This window comes from Streptomyces sp. DG2A-72 (assembly GCF_030499575.1).
Lineage (GTDB): Bacteria > Actinomycetota > Actinomycetes > Streptomycetales > Streptomycetaceae > Streptomyces.
The window spans coordinates 38401-51236 of sequence record NZ_JASTLC010000001.1 but is presented as its reverse complement, the minus strand read 5'-3'; the positions used below and the strand labels follow the sequence as shown (position 1 = coordinate 51236).

Annotated in this window: 19 protein-coding genes; 16 read left to right on the top strand and 3 right to left on the bottom strand. The window is 68.4% G+C overall.

Annotated features, from left to right (window positions below):
* Positions 1 to 350: 350 nt before the first annotated feature.
* The 6 genes from QQY66_RS00300 to QQY66_RS00275 all read left to right on the top strand — a co-directional run bounded on the left by QQY66_RS00300 (position 351) and on the right by QQY66_RS00275 (position 4891).
* The gene (locus QQY66_RS00300; protein ID WP_301976996.1) at positions 351 to 1031 is read left to right on the top strand and encodes a transposase family protein; all 681 of its coding nucleotides are present in this window, start codon (positions 351 to 353) and stop codon (positions 1029 to 1031) included.
* Positions 1003 to 1209 carry a hypothetical protein gene (locus QQY66_RS00295; RefSeq protein ID WP_301976995.1) on the top strand — a complete coding sequence of 69 codons (207 nt, stop codon included), beginning with the start codon at positions 1003 to 1005 and terminating at the stop codon, positions 1207 to 1209. Before QQY66_RS00300 ends, QQY66_RS00295 begins: the two co-directional genes overlap by 29 nt.
* Before the next feature lie 166 nt (positions 1210 to 1375).
* Positions 1376 to 1867, top strand: a complete 492-nt coding sequence (locus QQY66_RS00290; RefSeq protein ID WP_187828854.1) for a GNAT family N-acetyltransferase — start codon at positions 1376 to 1378, stop codon at positions 1865 to 1867.
* 314 nt (positions 1868 to 2181) lie between these two features.
* Positions 2182 to 2346 carry a hypothetical protein gene (locus QQY66_RS00285; RefSeq protein WP_301976994.1) on the top strand — a complete coding sequence of 55 codons (165 nt, stop codon included), beginning with the start codon at positions 2182 to 2184 and terminating at the stop codon, positions 2344 to 2346.
* A gap of 201 nt (positions 2347 to 2547) precedes the next feature.
* Positions 2548 to 3588 (top strand): hypothetical protein, encoded by a 1041-nt coding sequence (locus QQY66_RS00280; protein WP_301976993.1) that lies wholly within the window; start codon positions 2548 to 2550, stop codon positions 3586 to 3588.
* 334 nt (positions 3589 to 3922) lie between these two features.
* Positions 3923 to 4891: an SDR family NAD(P)-dependent oxidoreductase gene (locus tag QQY66_RS00275; protein WP_301976992.1), complete on the top strand. Its 969-nt coding sequence runs from the start codon at positions 3923 to 3925 to the stop codon at positions 4889 to 4891.
* Here QQY66_RS00275 and QQY66_RS50150 read toward each other — a convergent pair.
* The 3 genes from QQY66_RS50150 to QQY66_RS00265 form a co-directional block, all read right to left on the bottom strand.
* Complete coding sequence (locus tag QQY66_RS50150; protein ID WP_367667069.1) at positions 4878 to 5192, bottom strand: transposase; 315 nt, start codon at positions 5190 to 5192, stop codon at positions 4878 to 4880. The genes QQY66_RS00275 and QQY66_RS50150 overlap by 14 nt on opposite strands.
* A gap of 97 nt (positions 5193 to 5289) precedes the next feature.
* Positions 5290 to 5490, bottom strand: a complete 201-nt coding sequence (locus QQY66_RS00270; protein WP_301976991.1) for a hypothetical protein — start codon at positions 5488 to 5490, stop codon at positions 5290 to 5292.
* Positions 5491 to 5541: 51 nt separating this feature from the next.
* Complete coding sequence (locus QQY66_RS00265) at positions 5542 to 5991, bottom strand: helix-turn-helix domain-containing protein (protein WP_301976990.1); 450 nt, start codon at positions 5989 to 5991, stop codon at positions 5542 to 5544.
* A 227-nt stretch (positions 5992 to 6218) separates the two neighbouring features.
* On the opposite strand from QQY66_RS00265, the gene QQY66_RS00260 reads away from it, so the two are divergent.
* The 10 genes from QQY66_RS00260 to QQY66_RS00215 all read left to right on the top strand — a co-directional run bounded on the left by QQY66_RS00260 (position 6219) and on the right by QQY66_RS00215 (position 12827).
* Positions 6219 to 6908 (top strand): thioesterase II family protein, encoded by a 690-nt coding sequence (locus tag QQY66_RS00260; protein ID WP_301976989.1) that lies wholly within the window; start codon positions 6219 to 6221, stop codon positions 6906 to 6908.
* Positions 6909 to 7134: 226 nt separating this feature from the next.
* Entirely contained in the window at positions 7135 to 7797 is a 663-nt protein-coding gene (locus QQY66_RS00255; protein ID WP_301976988.1) for a hypothetical protein, read from the top strand.
* A gap of 172 nt (positions 7798 to 7969) precedes the next feature.
* Positions 7970 to 8137, top strand: a complete 168-nt coding sequence (locus QQY66_RS00250; RefSeq protein ID WP_301976987.1) for a hypothetical protein — start codon at positions 7970 to 7972, stop codon at positions 8135 to 8137.
* Positions 8138 to 8267: 130 nt separating this feature from the next.
* Entirely contained in the window at positions 8268 to 8408 is a 141-nt protein-coding gene (locus QQY66_RS00245; RefSeq protein WP_301976986.1) for a DUF5988 family protein, read from the top strand.
* A gap of 295 nt (positions 8409 to 8703) precedes the next feature.
* Positions 8704 to 9123, top strand: a complete 420-nt coding sequence (locus tag QQY66_RS00240; protein WP_301976985.1) for a hypothetical protein — start codon at positions 8704 to 8706, stop codon at positions 9121 to 9123.
* Between the two features lie 74 nt (positions 9124 to 9197).
* Complete coding sequence (locus QQY66_RS00235) at positions 9198 to 10511, top strand: sensor histidine kinase (protein WP_301976984.1); 1314 nt, start codon at positions 9198 to 9200, stop codon at positions 10509 to 10511.
* A complete protein-coding gene (locus QQY66_RS00230; protein ID WP_301976983.1) occupies positions 10508 to 11176 on the top strand; it encodes a response regulator transcription factor in 669 nt (222 codons plus the stop codon). The genes QQY66_RS00235 and QQY66_RS00230 overlap by 4 nt, the downstream gene beginning before the upstream one ends.
* 62 nt (positions 11177 to 11238) lie before the next feature.
* Positions 11239 to 11619 (top strand): hypothetical protein, encoded by a 381-nt coding sequence (locus tag QQY66_RS00225; RefSeq protein ID WP_301976981.1) that lies wholly within the window; start codon positions 11239 to 11241, stop codon positions 11617 to 11619.
* Between the two features lie 15 nt (positions 11620 to 11634).
* Positions 11635 to 12177: a hypothetical protein gene (locus QQY66_RS00220; RefSeq protein WP_301976980.1), complete on the top strand. Its 543-nt coding sequence runs from the start codon at positions 11635 to 11637 to the stop codon at positions 12175 to 12177.
* 8 nt (positions 12178 to 12185) lie between these two features.
* Positions 12186 to 12827 (top strand): recombinase family protein, encoded by a 642-nt coding sequence (locus QQY66_RS00215; protein WP_301976979.1) that lies wholly within the window; start codon positions 12186 to 12188, stop codon positions 12825 to 12827.
* The last annotated feature ends 9 nt before the right edge of the window (positions 12828 to 12836 follow it).

Below are 12836 nucleotides of genomic sequence, written 5' to 3'. Positions count from 1 at the left end.
TGGCCAGCGGCAGGGACGCAGCGGCGTTGAAGTTGGTGCCCGGGACGAACACGACCGTCGTCGTGCCAGAGCCGGCGAGGACCACGTGAGTCGGTGTGCCCTTGGCGGTCACCGTCTTCCGTTCGTGCGGCACCGGCCATGCGGCGAGCTGGTCGAGGCACCAGCGTCGGATGAGCTCCTGGCCCGTCGTACTGCGGTAGATCGATTTCACTGGTGGAGTATCGCGCCTCGTGCCGGGCTGTGACGTGAGAAGGGCCGCACGGGTTGGGCAAGTTGTGACACAAGCCTAGGCCCGTGCGGCCTGTTCCCATCGTGCCCTGTCCGGCATCTCCCGCGCACACTTCGGCGAGTTGCTCGAAGAACTCGCTCCGAAGTGGGAAGCGGCCCGGGAGTCGGCGCTCCACGAGCGCCGCGGCGGTAACCGGCGGCGGGCCGCTGGCGCGGGGCCCAAGCAGCGCCTGGTATTCACCGACCGGCTCTTGGCCACGCTGGTCCACCTACGGCTGGGACTGCCGCACGCGGCGCTGGCCGAGCTGTACGGGGTGGACCGCTCCACCGTATCCGGAACGATCCGCGAGGTCCGTTCGCTGCTGGCCGCTCGCGGCTTCGCCATCCCCGACCGTCCAGGGATGCGGCTGCGCACGCTGGAGGACCTGTTCGCCTACGCCGACGCAGAAGGCGTTGAGCTGAGGATCGACGGAACCGAGGTGCAGGTCCGCCGCCCGCGCGCAGGCCGTCCCGGCCGCAAGGCGTTCGTATACGGCAAGAAGAAGCAGAACACCATCAAGACCACCACGTTCAGCGACGGCCAGGGGCGGACCCTGTTCAGCGGGGCGGTCAGGCCGGGCCGGATGCACGACCAGACCGCCGTGCGTACCGAGGGCATCGCCGAGCAGTTCCGCTGGCACCCGACGGTGAGGGCCGAGGTCGACGAGGGCTACCGGGGTCTGGCCAACGAGTTCCCTGCCCAGGTCAGCGCCCCGCCGAGGAAGCCGAAGGACGATGCGCCGCTGGGCGAGCACCACGCCTGACGCGAGCAGCGGCGCCGCCAGTCCTCCCGCCGGATCTGCGTGGAGCACACTCGCCCTCTACTACGCCAGCAGCGACCGCTACGAAGACTCCCTGCTGCCCACCGGCGGCCTTGCCGGCAGCCCCGAAGACGCCCTCGACTGCTCCTGCGGGGTCCACCTCACCGCCCCCGGCATCTGACCAGACGGCCCAGTTCTCGTATAGCTGCCGTCACCTGACATGTAGCACTGCGTAGCACTGGTGAGTGCTGAGGATTGATCACGGTGCGGCAGCCTGATCGGTCAGCGGTGGTTTTCAACGTTTACTCAGTTGCAGTGGACCTCATGCGACTCCAACACTCGAGGCCATGAATGATTTCGTGATCCGCGCGGCGATGACTGCTGACGCATCGTTCCTGCAGGACATGCTCGTTGAGGCGGCGAACACGCCCAGTCACCCGGGGCGGAGCCGAGCGGACACGTTGGCCGCCCCGGAGGTTGCGCGCTACGTCAACGGGTGGCCGCGTGCTACCGACCTCGGTGTGGTGGCCGTCGAGGTCGACGGGCGCGCCGTCGGTGCGGCATGGCTGAGGTTCTTCACCGAGGCTGAGCCGGCCTACGGCTTCGTCCATGCCGACATCCCCGAGCTGGCGATCGGCGTTGTGGCTGATTGGAGGGGGCGCGGTGTGGGTCGTGCGCTGCTGCGGGCGCTGGCCGACACCGCCCGACAGCACGGCTTGGAGTACATCAGCCTCAGCGTGGAACGCGCTAATCCTGCTGCCGCGCTCTACTACGCGGAGGGCTACCGGGTGGTCGAGAGCCGCGACCATGCCGACACCATGCTGCTCGATCTGCAGTAGGCCCGGTGTAGACGACATGCACAACACAGACTCCGAGGTCAACCCCCGAAGGACTTCCGGAACAGACCACTAAGCAGGACTTCGCAGCCAAGCACGCAAGCCGTGCTGAAGGCCACGACAGTGTTTATGCCGGGCGCCCCGTCAATGCGCCCGGTTGACACCCGACGACTTCCGCACCGGCCTGAGGACACGCACGTCCGGCGTCAGTCTCCGGGACGCATCGCCTAAGCGGAAACAGCAGCGACAAGCAGGCCGCGGTCACCGCGCTGGAGGACGCCAACCAGCTACGCCACTCCGTCTACCGGCGCGGCAGGGTGCGCCACCTCGCGCTGCTCGCCGAGCGGAAGCTGGAGATCGGCCGCCTTGATGAAGCCTGCGCGGACTGGCAGCACGCGCTGGACGACTTCCCCCACGCCCGCGCCGTCCACGACCGGGCCCGCTCGATAGCGGCTTCACCCCGTCCGGCCGCCCCAGCCTGAGGCTCGGCGCGGCGCCGACCCCGCGCCGACTGGCCCGCCGAGCATCGACTCCGCGACTCCGCGTGACGCAGCACGCTCGACCCCGACGCCAGGCAACGAGCTGGCTGGACCTATCGCGCGCTCGGACGGCCCTGAGCCCTCGGGCTTCCTGTGGGGTCCCGTCCACCTTCATCGGTCGGGTGAAACTCTGAACACAATGACTTGACAGGGAATGTGAAGTCGGCGATGTCCGAGTCGCTGCTGGAGCACGACCGGGCCGGCCGGTTCGCCTTCCCACAGCCGATCGGCTCGCTACTGGACGTGGACCTCGAAGATGGCCTCTCCTTGAGGGTCCACATGGACGGCTCGGTATCGCCGGACTGGGCAGGCGGCCGCACGGTCGTCCTGGGCCCCGGCGTGGTGCCTGATCTGAGCGTGCTGTCGAGCTGCCCGTACGTGTACCGGGTACGGTGCGAGAGCGACGGCGCCGACCGCCGGGTCTGGATCGGCACCCAGAGCCTGGCCCGTCCCACCGAGTGGGTCCCCCTCAGCGACTGCGCCTGGACCGACGACGGCCTGATCACCCCGCCCGCCGCGCAGATTCTGCGTGAACGTCCCGCTGTTCCCGACCGCACGGCGACCGAGGCCGGACGCCGCTCCGGGGAACTGCCGCAGAGCGTCATCCGGTTCGTGCGCGGCTTGGAGGCAGCGCAGCGCTCTGGCACTGTCGAGCACGTGCGGCGCCTGTGCGCCGGCAGCGGCCCGTTCCTCGACAGCCTCGATGGAGCAGCACGCGCCGAAGCCGAGCAGGCCGTGGAGGAGGCCCGGACGTGGCTGACCGGCCATGAGGACTACCAGCAGCGCGTGTTCGCCGAACTCGACCAGGCGGTCACCGAGAAGCGCGCCTTCGACGTGCGCTCCCAGCTGCCCACAGCCACCTCGCTTTACCCGCCGCGGTGCCAGCGCCTCCGAGCAGCGCGTCCTGGCCGCAGCCCGCGCCTCACTCCGGGAGCAAGACGGCCTTCTCGCAGCCGGCTCGGGCCGGACCGTGCTCACTCCCCTCACCCTGCCCCCGCCGCCGCGCCCCAAGCGCAAACGCTCCAAGCCGCAGGAAACACCCAGGTCCCAGAAGGCGCCGAAGAAGGAGGAGCCGAAGAAGGAGCCGAACAGCGCCCGGAAAGAGCGGCGAGCACGCCGCGCGGCCGTGGTCCAGGCCAGGAGCATCCTTCAGCGCCTCGACCAGCGTTTCCATCTCTCTGCTGACGAGCAGCGGAAGTTGACGGAAGAGCTGGCCTCAGCGGTGGAAACCGCTGGTGACTGGCTAACCGACAGTGAGTGGCAAGAGGCGAGGTTATGGATCAGGAAGATGTCCCGGGTCAAGAAGCGGGCTCAGGAACGCCAGGCGCGCCACGAGCACGCTCCGGGCGTTCTAGTGGCTCGGCTCGCATCCTTGGCCGGGCAAATCGACGTGTTGGTCGGCAGTCAGCAGACTGCTCAGGATCTGCTCTGAGCCGGCTTGCGTCGAGGACTGGCTTCCAGGCGTAGCCGCTGCCACGCCTTGCGATAGAGCGCCCTCCAAGCCGTAGCGTCCGGGGACATGACGTACGCACCCACGCCCCAACACAAGATCGGAACTGGCTTCGGCGCCAGGAGCACCAGGGACGACGTCCTGCGCGGCACCGACCTGACCGGCAAGCTCGCCGTCGTCACCGGTGGCTACGTGGGCCTCGGCCTGGAGACCACCCGCGCGCTCACCCGCGCCGGGGCACGGGTCGTCGTCCCGGCCCGCCGACGGGAGGTCGCGGAGAAAGCGGTCGGCAGCATCGACGGGGCCGAGGTGGACCAACTGGACCTCGCTGACTTGGACAGCGTCCGGGACTTCGCCGACCGTTTCCTCGCTTCCGGCCGGGATATCGACATCGTCGTCAACAACGCCGGGATCATGGCCTGTCCCGAGACCCGGGTCGGCCAGGCGGGCTGGGAGGCGCAGTTCGCCACCAACCACCTTGGCCACTTTGCGCTCGTCAACCGCCTATGGGCGCCTATCGCGCGGGGTGGAGCCCGGGTCGTCTCCGTGTCTTCCCGGGGGCACCACCTGTCGGATATCCGGTGGGACGACATCCACTTCCAGCACGGTCCGTACGACAAGTGGGCGGCCTACGGCCAGGCGAAGACCGCGAACGTGCTGTTCGCCGTCCACCTGGACGCGCTGGGCCGGGAGTCCAGGGTGCGGGCGTTCGCGCTGCATCCCGGTCAGATCCTGACCGAACTGGTCCGCCACACATCCCGGGAAGAGAGGATCGAGCGCGGCTGGATCGACGAGAAGGGCAACGTAAGCGATACCTTCAAGACCCCCGAGCAGGGCGCGGCAACCCAGGTATGGGCGGCGACCTCCGAACTACTGGACGGCATGGGCGGCGTCTATTGCGAGGACTGCGACATCGCCGAGCCCGCCCTGCCCGGTGACGACTCCTGGGTGGGCATACGCGACTACGCGATTGACCCCGCGCATGCCGCCCGCTTGTGGTCCGTCTCCGCCGAGTTGACGGGCGTCAACGCGTTCTAGTGGATTGTCGCGCAGCCTTGGCCGGATGATCGGTCCACTGCCGGATCGGTGACTCGGGTGCGAAGCGGGTCTTCGGCTCGGCGCGACGGTTTCTCCAGTGGATGTAGGCGGCGATGGCGGCGTTCTGCTCATCGTGAGTGCGGTAGTAGGTGCCGTTGAGCGCGAAGTAGCGCAGGGCCGCGAACTCGGACTCGATCCAGTTCAGCCAGGAGGCGTAGGTCGGCAGAAAGACCAGCTCGACGTCGTTGTCTGCTGTCCAGGTGCGGGCATCGGCGTGGCGGTGCGGGGAGAAGTTGTCCAGGACGATGTACAGCTTCTCCCCAGGCCAACGCTCTCGCCTTGAGCAGGCCGAGGAACTCGCGCCACCGCTTGCGCTTGCGGATCCGGTCGTAGAGCTTTCAGGTGGCCAGGTCCAGGGCGGCGAGCATGTGCATCACGCCGCTGTACCGGTTGTAGGTGGCCCGCAGCCGGCGGGGCCTGCCCGTGGGGTGCCAGGCTTTGCCCTTGCGCGGCTGGAGGTTGAGCGGGCCGAACTCGTCGACGCATATCACCCGCCCGTCGGCCGGCGGGCCGTCGTACATGGCCAGGACCCGTTGCATCTTGGCGAGGAAGTCCGGGTCTGTGGAGGCTTTCCAGGTGGTCGTGGTCTGTCAGGAGACCTTGGCCTCGTGCAGGATGCGGCGCAGGGTCTCCCGGCTGATCCGTGGGACCACGTGCCGTTCGGCCAGGCGGGCGGCGAGTTTGGACAGGCTCCATGTGGCGAATCCGGTGATGCCCCAGTCGGTGGGGGACGTCCGGGCGATCAGGCAGATGTGCTCGCGCACCCGTTTACTGATCGCTGGTCGGCGTCCCCCGTTCCATTTTGGGTCCAGCGCGGCGAACCCCCGCTCGTTGAAGGCGTGGATCACGTCGCGGACGTAGTCCTCGCCGACCTGCATCAGCGAGGTGATGTCATTGACGGTCTGGCCCTGGGCGGATATCAGTACCACGATCGCCCTCCGCAGCCGGACCGGATCCTTCGCGGTCCGGCTGATCCGCTGCAGCTTGCGGCCTTCCTCCACGCTGACCGGCCGGACAAACACACTCGGTCGACGTCCCACGACCACCTCCAAGATCAGGTCCTGGAGGCAGTCTGCTGACCGTCGGGCGGCGCGTCGATTACCCGGCCAACGATGCGAGACGAGCCACTAGAGTTGGATTTCGAAGGAGTCAGGCCCCCCAGGAGTCGAACAGGTCTCCGATCTTCTCCATGCGCCATCCGGGCGGGAGATCTGCCACGTCCACGGGAGTCACAGCGCACCCCCGTTGCCTTCGAGGTCGCGCGGTTGTGCGAAGCGGACGGAGTGCGCCCCGCTCGGCTGATCGTCTCCGGCCGCCGCGGCCCGCCGTCCGCGAGGAGGGGGATGCCGTCCACCTCCGCCCCGACGATGCGATCGTCGAGGAGATCCGGCGGCTGATTGGCTCCTCTGCGGTGGTTCTCGAGGACCCCGAGCTGATGCGTGCCGCGCTGCCCTCGCTCCGTGCCGACTATCGAGCGGTGGAGACCTACCGGGCCGCGCCCGAGGACGTTGTCGGCTGTCCCATCTCCGTGTTGACCGGGGACGACGACCCCCAGGTGACGGTGGAGGAGGCGGGGGAGTGGCGTGAGCACACCACCGGCTCCTTCGACAAGGAGGTGTTCCCCGGCGGGCACTTCTACCTCGTCGACGAGATGGAGCGGATCGTCGCGCTGCTGGACCGTCACATGCGACCGCCGCGTCCGACGCCCCCCACCTGCGGCCTTTCCTGCCATAAATCGACCGCGTCCGAGCGAGCCGCTCCCGGTCCGTACCGGGAGCAGCCGAAGGCGAGCTGTGTTGCGCCCGGCTCAGAGGGCGGTCAGCTCGGTACGTGGCGACGCTTGTCCCGGTTGGTAGCGATTTCCCGATCATCCCCCCCACGGAGGCGTTGCGACAGTGCTCCCGCGCCGCAGAACCCCCACCCAGCGCAGCCCCGGATCCGAACGGAAGCCCTGTAGATCCGGCCGCTGCTGTCGTTGCCCGGCAACGCGCCACCGTGCGCCCGCCCCTTGGCCCCCGTCCAGACGCCGAGACGCCGCATGCCCGGTACCCCATCCCGATGACGCCCTCATCCCGGGTTGGGCAGCGATTGTTCTAACCAGTGGGAGCGCACATGAGTAACCGAGATATCGCCTTGTCCTGACGAAGAGATCAGGTACCGACGAAGCGGCGGAGTCCGCCGTCGTGCCGGTGGCGCTGCTCAGACCCGCGGACTCGCCCCGCACGGCCGGCCTTGACCGGGAGCATGTGGCCCGGCTCGCCGAGACCGTGGTTCCGATGCCGCCGATCCTCGTCCGCCGCGACATGCATGTGGTTGACGGGATGCACCGCCTTTCGGCCGCGATGCTGCGAGGTCAGGCCACCATCGAAGTCGAGTACTTCGAGGGCTCCCCCGATGACGCTTTCCTGCGGGCCGTCGAGCTCAACGTCGTGCACGGCCTGCCGCTGTCTCTGGCGGACCGCCAGGCCGCCGCCAAGCGGATCATGATCTCGCATCCACAGCTGTCCGACCGCGCTATCGCCCGAACCGCGGGCCTTGGCAACAAGGCCGTGGCCGCCCTGTGGTGCACTCTGAGTGGTTCTCTGCCTGAGGTGAAGGCCAGGCTGGGCCGCGACGGACGTCTCAGACCGGTTTGTGCCGCCGAAGGGCGTCGCCGAGCCGCTGAGGTGATCGCCAGCAACCCGCAGGCCTCGCTGCGCGAGGTGGCGCGCATCGCCGGAGTCGCGCCGGGCACCGTCGCGATGTGCGCCGACGCCTGGAACGGGGTCAGCCACCGGCTCCCGAGCCGGCCCGGACCGCTCGCGGCGGCTCCAGCCCTCGTTCGTTCGCCGCCCGTGACCTCTTAAGTTCCCCGCAGCTGCTCCGGGAACCGGCTGGAGCAGCGGGCGGAAAGGGAGGCGCCGTGGCGTCGAGGCCGGACCCGGTCGCGACGCTGAAGAAGCTGCTCCGCGACCCCTCTCTGCGATTGAACGAGGAGGGCGGTCGCTGCTGCGGGTACTTCAGCAGAACGCGGCCGCCGTGCGCTCCGACTTCGCCGACGCGGTGCCCTCACACTGCGAGGAGCTGGTCAGCTGCCTGGCGCGCCATTACGCCGAGACCTGGATGAGGGTCGCCCGTGAGCTGGAAAAGCGGGCTGCCGCGCAGGGCAAAGAGCAGGAGCAGGAGACAGGGTTCTCCGCGCTCTGACGAGCCGTTGGTATCCGAGTAGCGAGTATCAGCCCGAGTCCGGAGGACCCTGCATGGCCATGGACGCACAGCCGAACGCCCTGTTGATCGGAAGAACGGAGAGCTGCCCCCAGGGGAGTACATCCGATACGTGCAAGACCTGCACCAGCCGGTGAAGATCTTGTGCGGAAACCGCTACGAGCATTTCCATCCCACCGCCGACACCATGCGGCATCCCCTGGGCCTGCTCCACGTGTTCGCTTGGGCCCGGACCACCTACGTGGCCGAATAATCATCGGTCGAGCACTGTATGAGGATCGTGCCCGCAGGGACGGGGCCGGCCTCAATTCATGGGGCCGGCCCCGTCCTTTTCGATATCGACCAACAATTCCTGGCGTCCGTGTCAATCAACCGATCGGTGGGTTCGCTCCATCAATCGGTGGGTTCGAGGGATGCGCCGGTACGGACCAGTGTGTGACCGACTGGTCGATGCCCGCGGCGATCTTCTGGCGCCATGCTGATTATCAAGCGTCGAACAGACGGAAATGCAGAACAGACGTGAGACGAGAAGAAAGGTCCGACCCACCATGAACAACACCAAGAACCGGGCCCCCATAGTGGCCGACCCCGACGCCCGGGCGGCGCTCAGCAAGATCAAGTCCGTGGTCGGTTACTACCTGGGGCTCTGCGTGGTCACGCTGGTCGCCCTCTACCTGCTCCGCGACCACCACAACCTGGTGAACGACGCGGCCTGGACACGTGGCATCATCGTCACCGCCAGCGCCGTGCTGACGTACTCCTTCGCCGCCCGCGGCAACGCGAAGGGCTTGCTGCGCCTGCGGATCGTCTCCATCGTCATGATCGTGGCTATCGCAGTGATCATCAGCGTGCACGGCACCTTCCCGACATGGCTGAAGGTCGAGCAGGCCGTGTGCGGTCTGCTGCTGCTGCGAATCGCCGTCCTCGCCAACGGCAAGCGTGTGCGCTCGTACTTTGCTTCCCGTTGATCACCCGTGCCGGATTGATAGTCCCCGCTGGCAGGTTCGCCGTCGCAGAGCGGCGCAGGCCTGAAAGGAGCGCGATGTTGAACAGCCGCCCGGCCCAGCGCTCCACGCGGCGGTATGTGCGGGATCCCTGGTGGCCTCCGCTGCTGACCGTCGTGCCCTACCTCATGCTCGCCGCCCTTACCCTCGTCCTGGTGTTCGAGGACCGTCCACCCCTGCATGACCTGGTCATCGACCTGGTCCTGTGTGCCCTGGCCGCGCTCTGGCTGCTGCTGATGATCACCCTCCATCCCGAGTGGACGGGACGGCCGGCGATCATGGCGGTGTTCTACGTCGGACTGATCGCGATCACGGGGGTTCTGACCTTCCAGACCGCATGGTTCGGAATCTTCGCGGTCGTCTGCTTCCCCTACGCCTTCATCGTGCTGCCGTGGCCGTGGCGGCTTCCGGGAGTAGCCGCGGCGGCCGTACTGGCGGGCACCGCCCAGGCCCACGACGTGCCCAAGACCACGTCGTCCGGCGTGATTTCGTACCTGATCATCCTGGCCCTCAACATCCTGGCCATGTGCGGTCTCGCCTGGGCGGACCAGAACAGCTACGAGCAGTCCAACCGCCGCAGGATGGCCCTCGACGAACTCAGCGAGGCACACCGCAGACTTGAGGAGAGCTACGCGGAGAACGCCGGTCTGCACGAACAACTGGTGGACAGGGCCAGGCGGGCCGGCGTGCTCGACGAACGGCAGCGCATGGCCCGCGAGATCCACGACACCCTGGCCCAGGGCCTGACCGGCATCGTCACCCAACTGGAGGCCGCCGAGCACGCCGCGGCCGACCCGGTCCGATGGCGCAGGCATCTGGCCGCGGCGAGTGATCTGGCACGGCTGAGCCTCACCGAGGCCCGCCGCTCGGTGGCCGCCCTGCGCCCCGGCCCGCTGGAGGATGCCGCCCACCTGAGCGAGGCCCTGGCCGACGTGGCCGACCGGTGGTCGACCTTCAACAGTGTTCAGGTGCAGTTCACCACCACGGGGACAGCTCGTCCCCTGTCGGCCGAGGCCGACACCGTCCTGCTTCGCATCGCTCAGGAGGCACTCGCCAATATCGCCAAGCACGCCGGGGCGGGCCGGGTCGGTCTGACCCTGTCCTATCTCGACCACGAGGTCGCCCTCGACGTCCGCGACGACGGCCGGGGATTCGACGCGGCCGGCGTACAGCTCCAGGAATCCCCCGGCCAGGGCGGCGGGTCCGGTTTCGGGCTGCTCGCCATGCGGCAGCGTGTGGAGTCGCTCTCCGGCACGCTTCAGATCGAGTCCGAGCCGGGCCTCGGCACCGCGATCTCGGCCTCACTGCCCATCCCCGACCCGGCCCTACTGCCTTCGAAGATGCTGCCATGACCGACGCCTCCCTGATCACCCTCCTCATCGCCGACGACCACCCGGTGGTCCGCGACGGTCTGAGCGGAATCTTCGCCGGCGACCCCGACTTCGAAGTGGTCGCCGAAGTCGGCGACGGCGCCGAAGCGGTCCGTGTGGCCGAGGCGCTGCGCCCTGACGTGATCCTGATGGACCTCCGCATGCCCACCATGGACGGTGTCACCGCGATCACGGAGCTGGTCCGACGCCGAGTACCCTCCCGGATCCTCGTCGTGACCACCTACGACACCGACAGCTTCGTACGTCCGGCCATCGAGGCGGGTGCCACCGGCTACCTGCTCAAGGACACTCCGCGATCCGAGCTGATCCGAGCTGTCCGCGAGGCCGCTCAAGGCCGGGCCGTGCTCTCGCCCACAGTGGCCTCACGCTTGCTCACACAGGTGCGCACCCCGGCCGAGCCCGCCGCGCCCAGGCTGCTCAGCCAACGCGAGATGGAGGTCATCAAGCTGGTCGCCGGCGGCCAGTCCAACCGCCAGGCCGCTGCCACGCTCTTCATCAGCGAGGCCACGGTCAAATCCCACCTCCTCAACATCTACGCCAAGCTCTCCGTCAACGACCGCGCCGCTGCCGTGGCCGAGGCGTACAACCGCGGCCTGCTAACCCCCGAAGCCCCGAACAGCCGCTGACGGACCGCCCGCGGAAGCTCGGGTCGGCCTGCCCGCCGGAACCTCATTCGCGGGCAGGCCGTGTGAAAGCCCTCCCCTCATCACCGTCGGAGCACACGACCCTGTCCTTCGGCTCACCCCGCTCATGCCCGGGCCCGGTCGGCGGCGCGACATCTGCGTTCGCCGACCGCGACGGGCCGTCTGCCCACCGGAAACCGCCCAGTAGCCTCAAGAAGGAGAACAGCCCCATCCCTCCGCGTAGTTGCGTCGACGATCTGCGGATAGGCCCCGTCGACGTCTCTCCCGCCCTGGCGCGGCACTGGCTGACCGAGCACAACACTCACAACCGGTCGCTGCGTCCCCGTGTCGTCGCGGCCTACGCTCGGGACATGCACGCCGGCCGCTGGATGGACAACGGCGAGACGATCAAGTTCGCCGCCGATGGCACGCTGCTGGATGGGTAGCACCGCCTGAAGGCCGTGGTCGTCTCCGGGAAGACGGTGCGGATGCTGGTGATCGAAGGACTGGCGCTAGCCGCGCAGGAGACGATGGACGCCGGGGCCCGCCGCACCACAGGCGACGTCCTCGCACTGAGGGGCGGACGAGGCGCGACGGTCCTGGCGGCCGTACTGCGGCGGGTCTGGATGTGGGAGCGCGGCGACCGCAAACTCGCGCGAGCCCCGCCGACCACCATCGAATGCGCCGCTCTGCTGGCAAGGCGGCCGGAGATCCGTGTCAGCGTCGAAGTCGCCCAGTACGTCCACGAGCGCTTCCGCCAGCTGCCGCCGTCCACCTGCGCCCTGGCACACAGCCTGTTCGCACCGATCGACGAGCCGACGGCCAACTGGTTCTTCGCCCGCCTGGGCGACGGCGCCGAACTGCCGTCACAGCACCCCATCCTGGCACTGCGTCAGCGATTGCTGGACGAGGCAATCCGCCCGGGCAGCCGCTCGGAGGAACGCAACCTCGCCTATCTCATACGGGCCTGGAACGCCGTGCGTGAGGGGCGCAGCCCCGCCTGAAGGCCGTGGTGCCCTGGTCATCGCTGGAACTGGACCGGCCGGCACCGCAGACCACAGTGCCGGTCGCCTGGCTGGACCGCACGTCGACCGAGGACGCGCAGGACCCGACACTCTCCCTGCCCCGCCAACTACGCAACGCTCGCGCCGCGCTCTCGCCCGGCTGGGTGATCGTCGCCCACTTCTACGACGTCGAATCCGGCCGTAAGGACCTCGATGCTCGTGGACACAGCCGCGCCCACGAGCGCTTCAACATGTCCATTCCGCGAGACGGCGGCATCGCTGACCTTCTCCAAGAGGCCAAGGCCCCCGACCGGCGTTTCGCCGCCGTGATCTGTGAGTCCATCGAACGTGTCGCCCGCCGCACCTACTTCGGCACGAAGATTGAGTACGAGCTGGAACAGACCGGCGTCGCATTGTGCGCGGCTGACGAGCCGATCCTCACCGACGCGCGGGCCAGACGGGCCACCCCGACCCTCACCCGGCGTGTCAAACAGGCCGTCTCGGAGTGGTACGTCCTGCAGATGCTGGAGCTGTCCTGGGACGGCTTCATCCAGCACATCGAGCAGGGCTGGAATATCGGCAACCACCCTACGGCTACCTCGCCGAGCGCGTCCCGCACCCCGTGCCTGCCAAGCGTGAGCAAGGGCTGACCAAGCACC

Bases quoted from the DNA above. Each gene is read 5' to 3' on its own strand.
- QQY66_RS00235 (WP_301976984.1), top strand. From the start codon at position 9,198: ATGTTGAACAGCCGCCCGGCCCAGCGCTCCACGCGGCGGTATGTGCGG.
- QQY66_RS00290 (WP_187828854.1), top strand. From the start codon at position 1,376: ATGAATGATTTCGTGATCCGCGCGGCGATGACTGCTGACGCATCGTTC.
- QQY66_RS00240 (WP_301976985.1), top strand. From the start codon at position 8,704: ATGAACAACACCAAGAACCGGGCCCCCATAGTGGCCGACCCCGACGCC.
- QQY66_RS00270 (WP_301976991.1), bottom strand. From the start codon at position 5,490: ATGCAACGGGTCCTGGCCATGTACGACGGCCCGCCGGCCGACGGGCGG.
- QQY66_RS00230 (WP_301976983.1), top strand. From the start codon at position 10,508: ATGACCGACGCCTCCCTGATCACCCTCCTCATCGCCGACGACCACCCG.
- QQY66_RS00275 (WP_301976992.1), top strand. From the start codon at position 3,923: ATGACGTACGCACCCACGCCCCAACACAAGATCGGAACTGGCTTCGGC.
- QQY66_RS00295 (WP_301976995.1), top strand. From the start codon at position 1,003: ATGCGCCGCTGGGCGAGCACCACGCCTGACGCGAGCAGCGGCGCCGCC.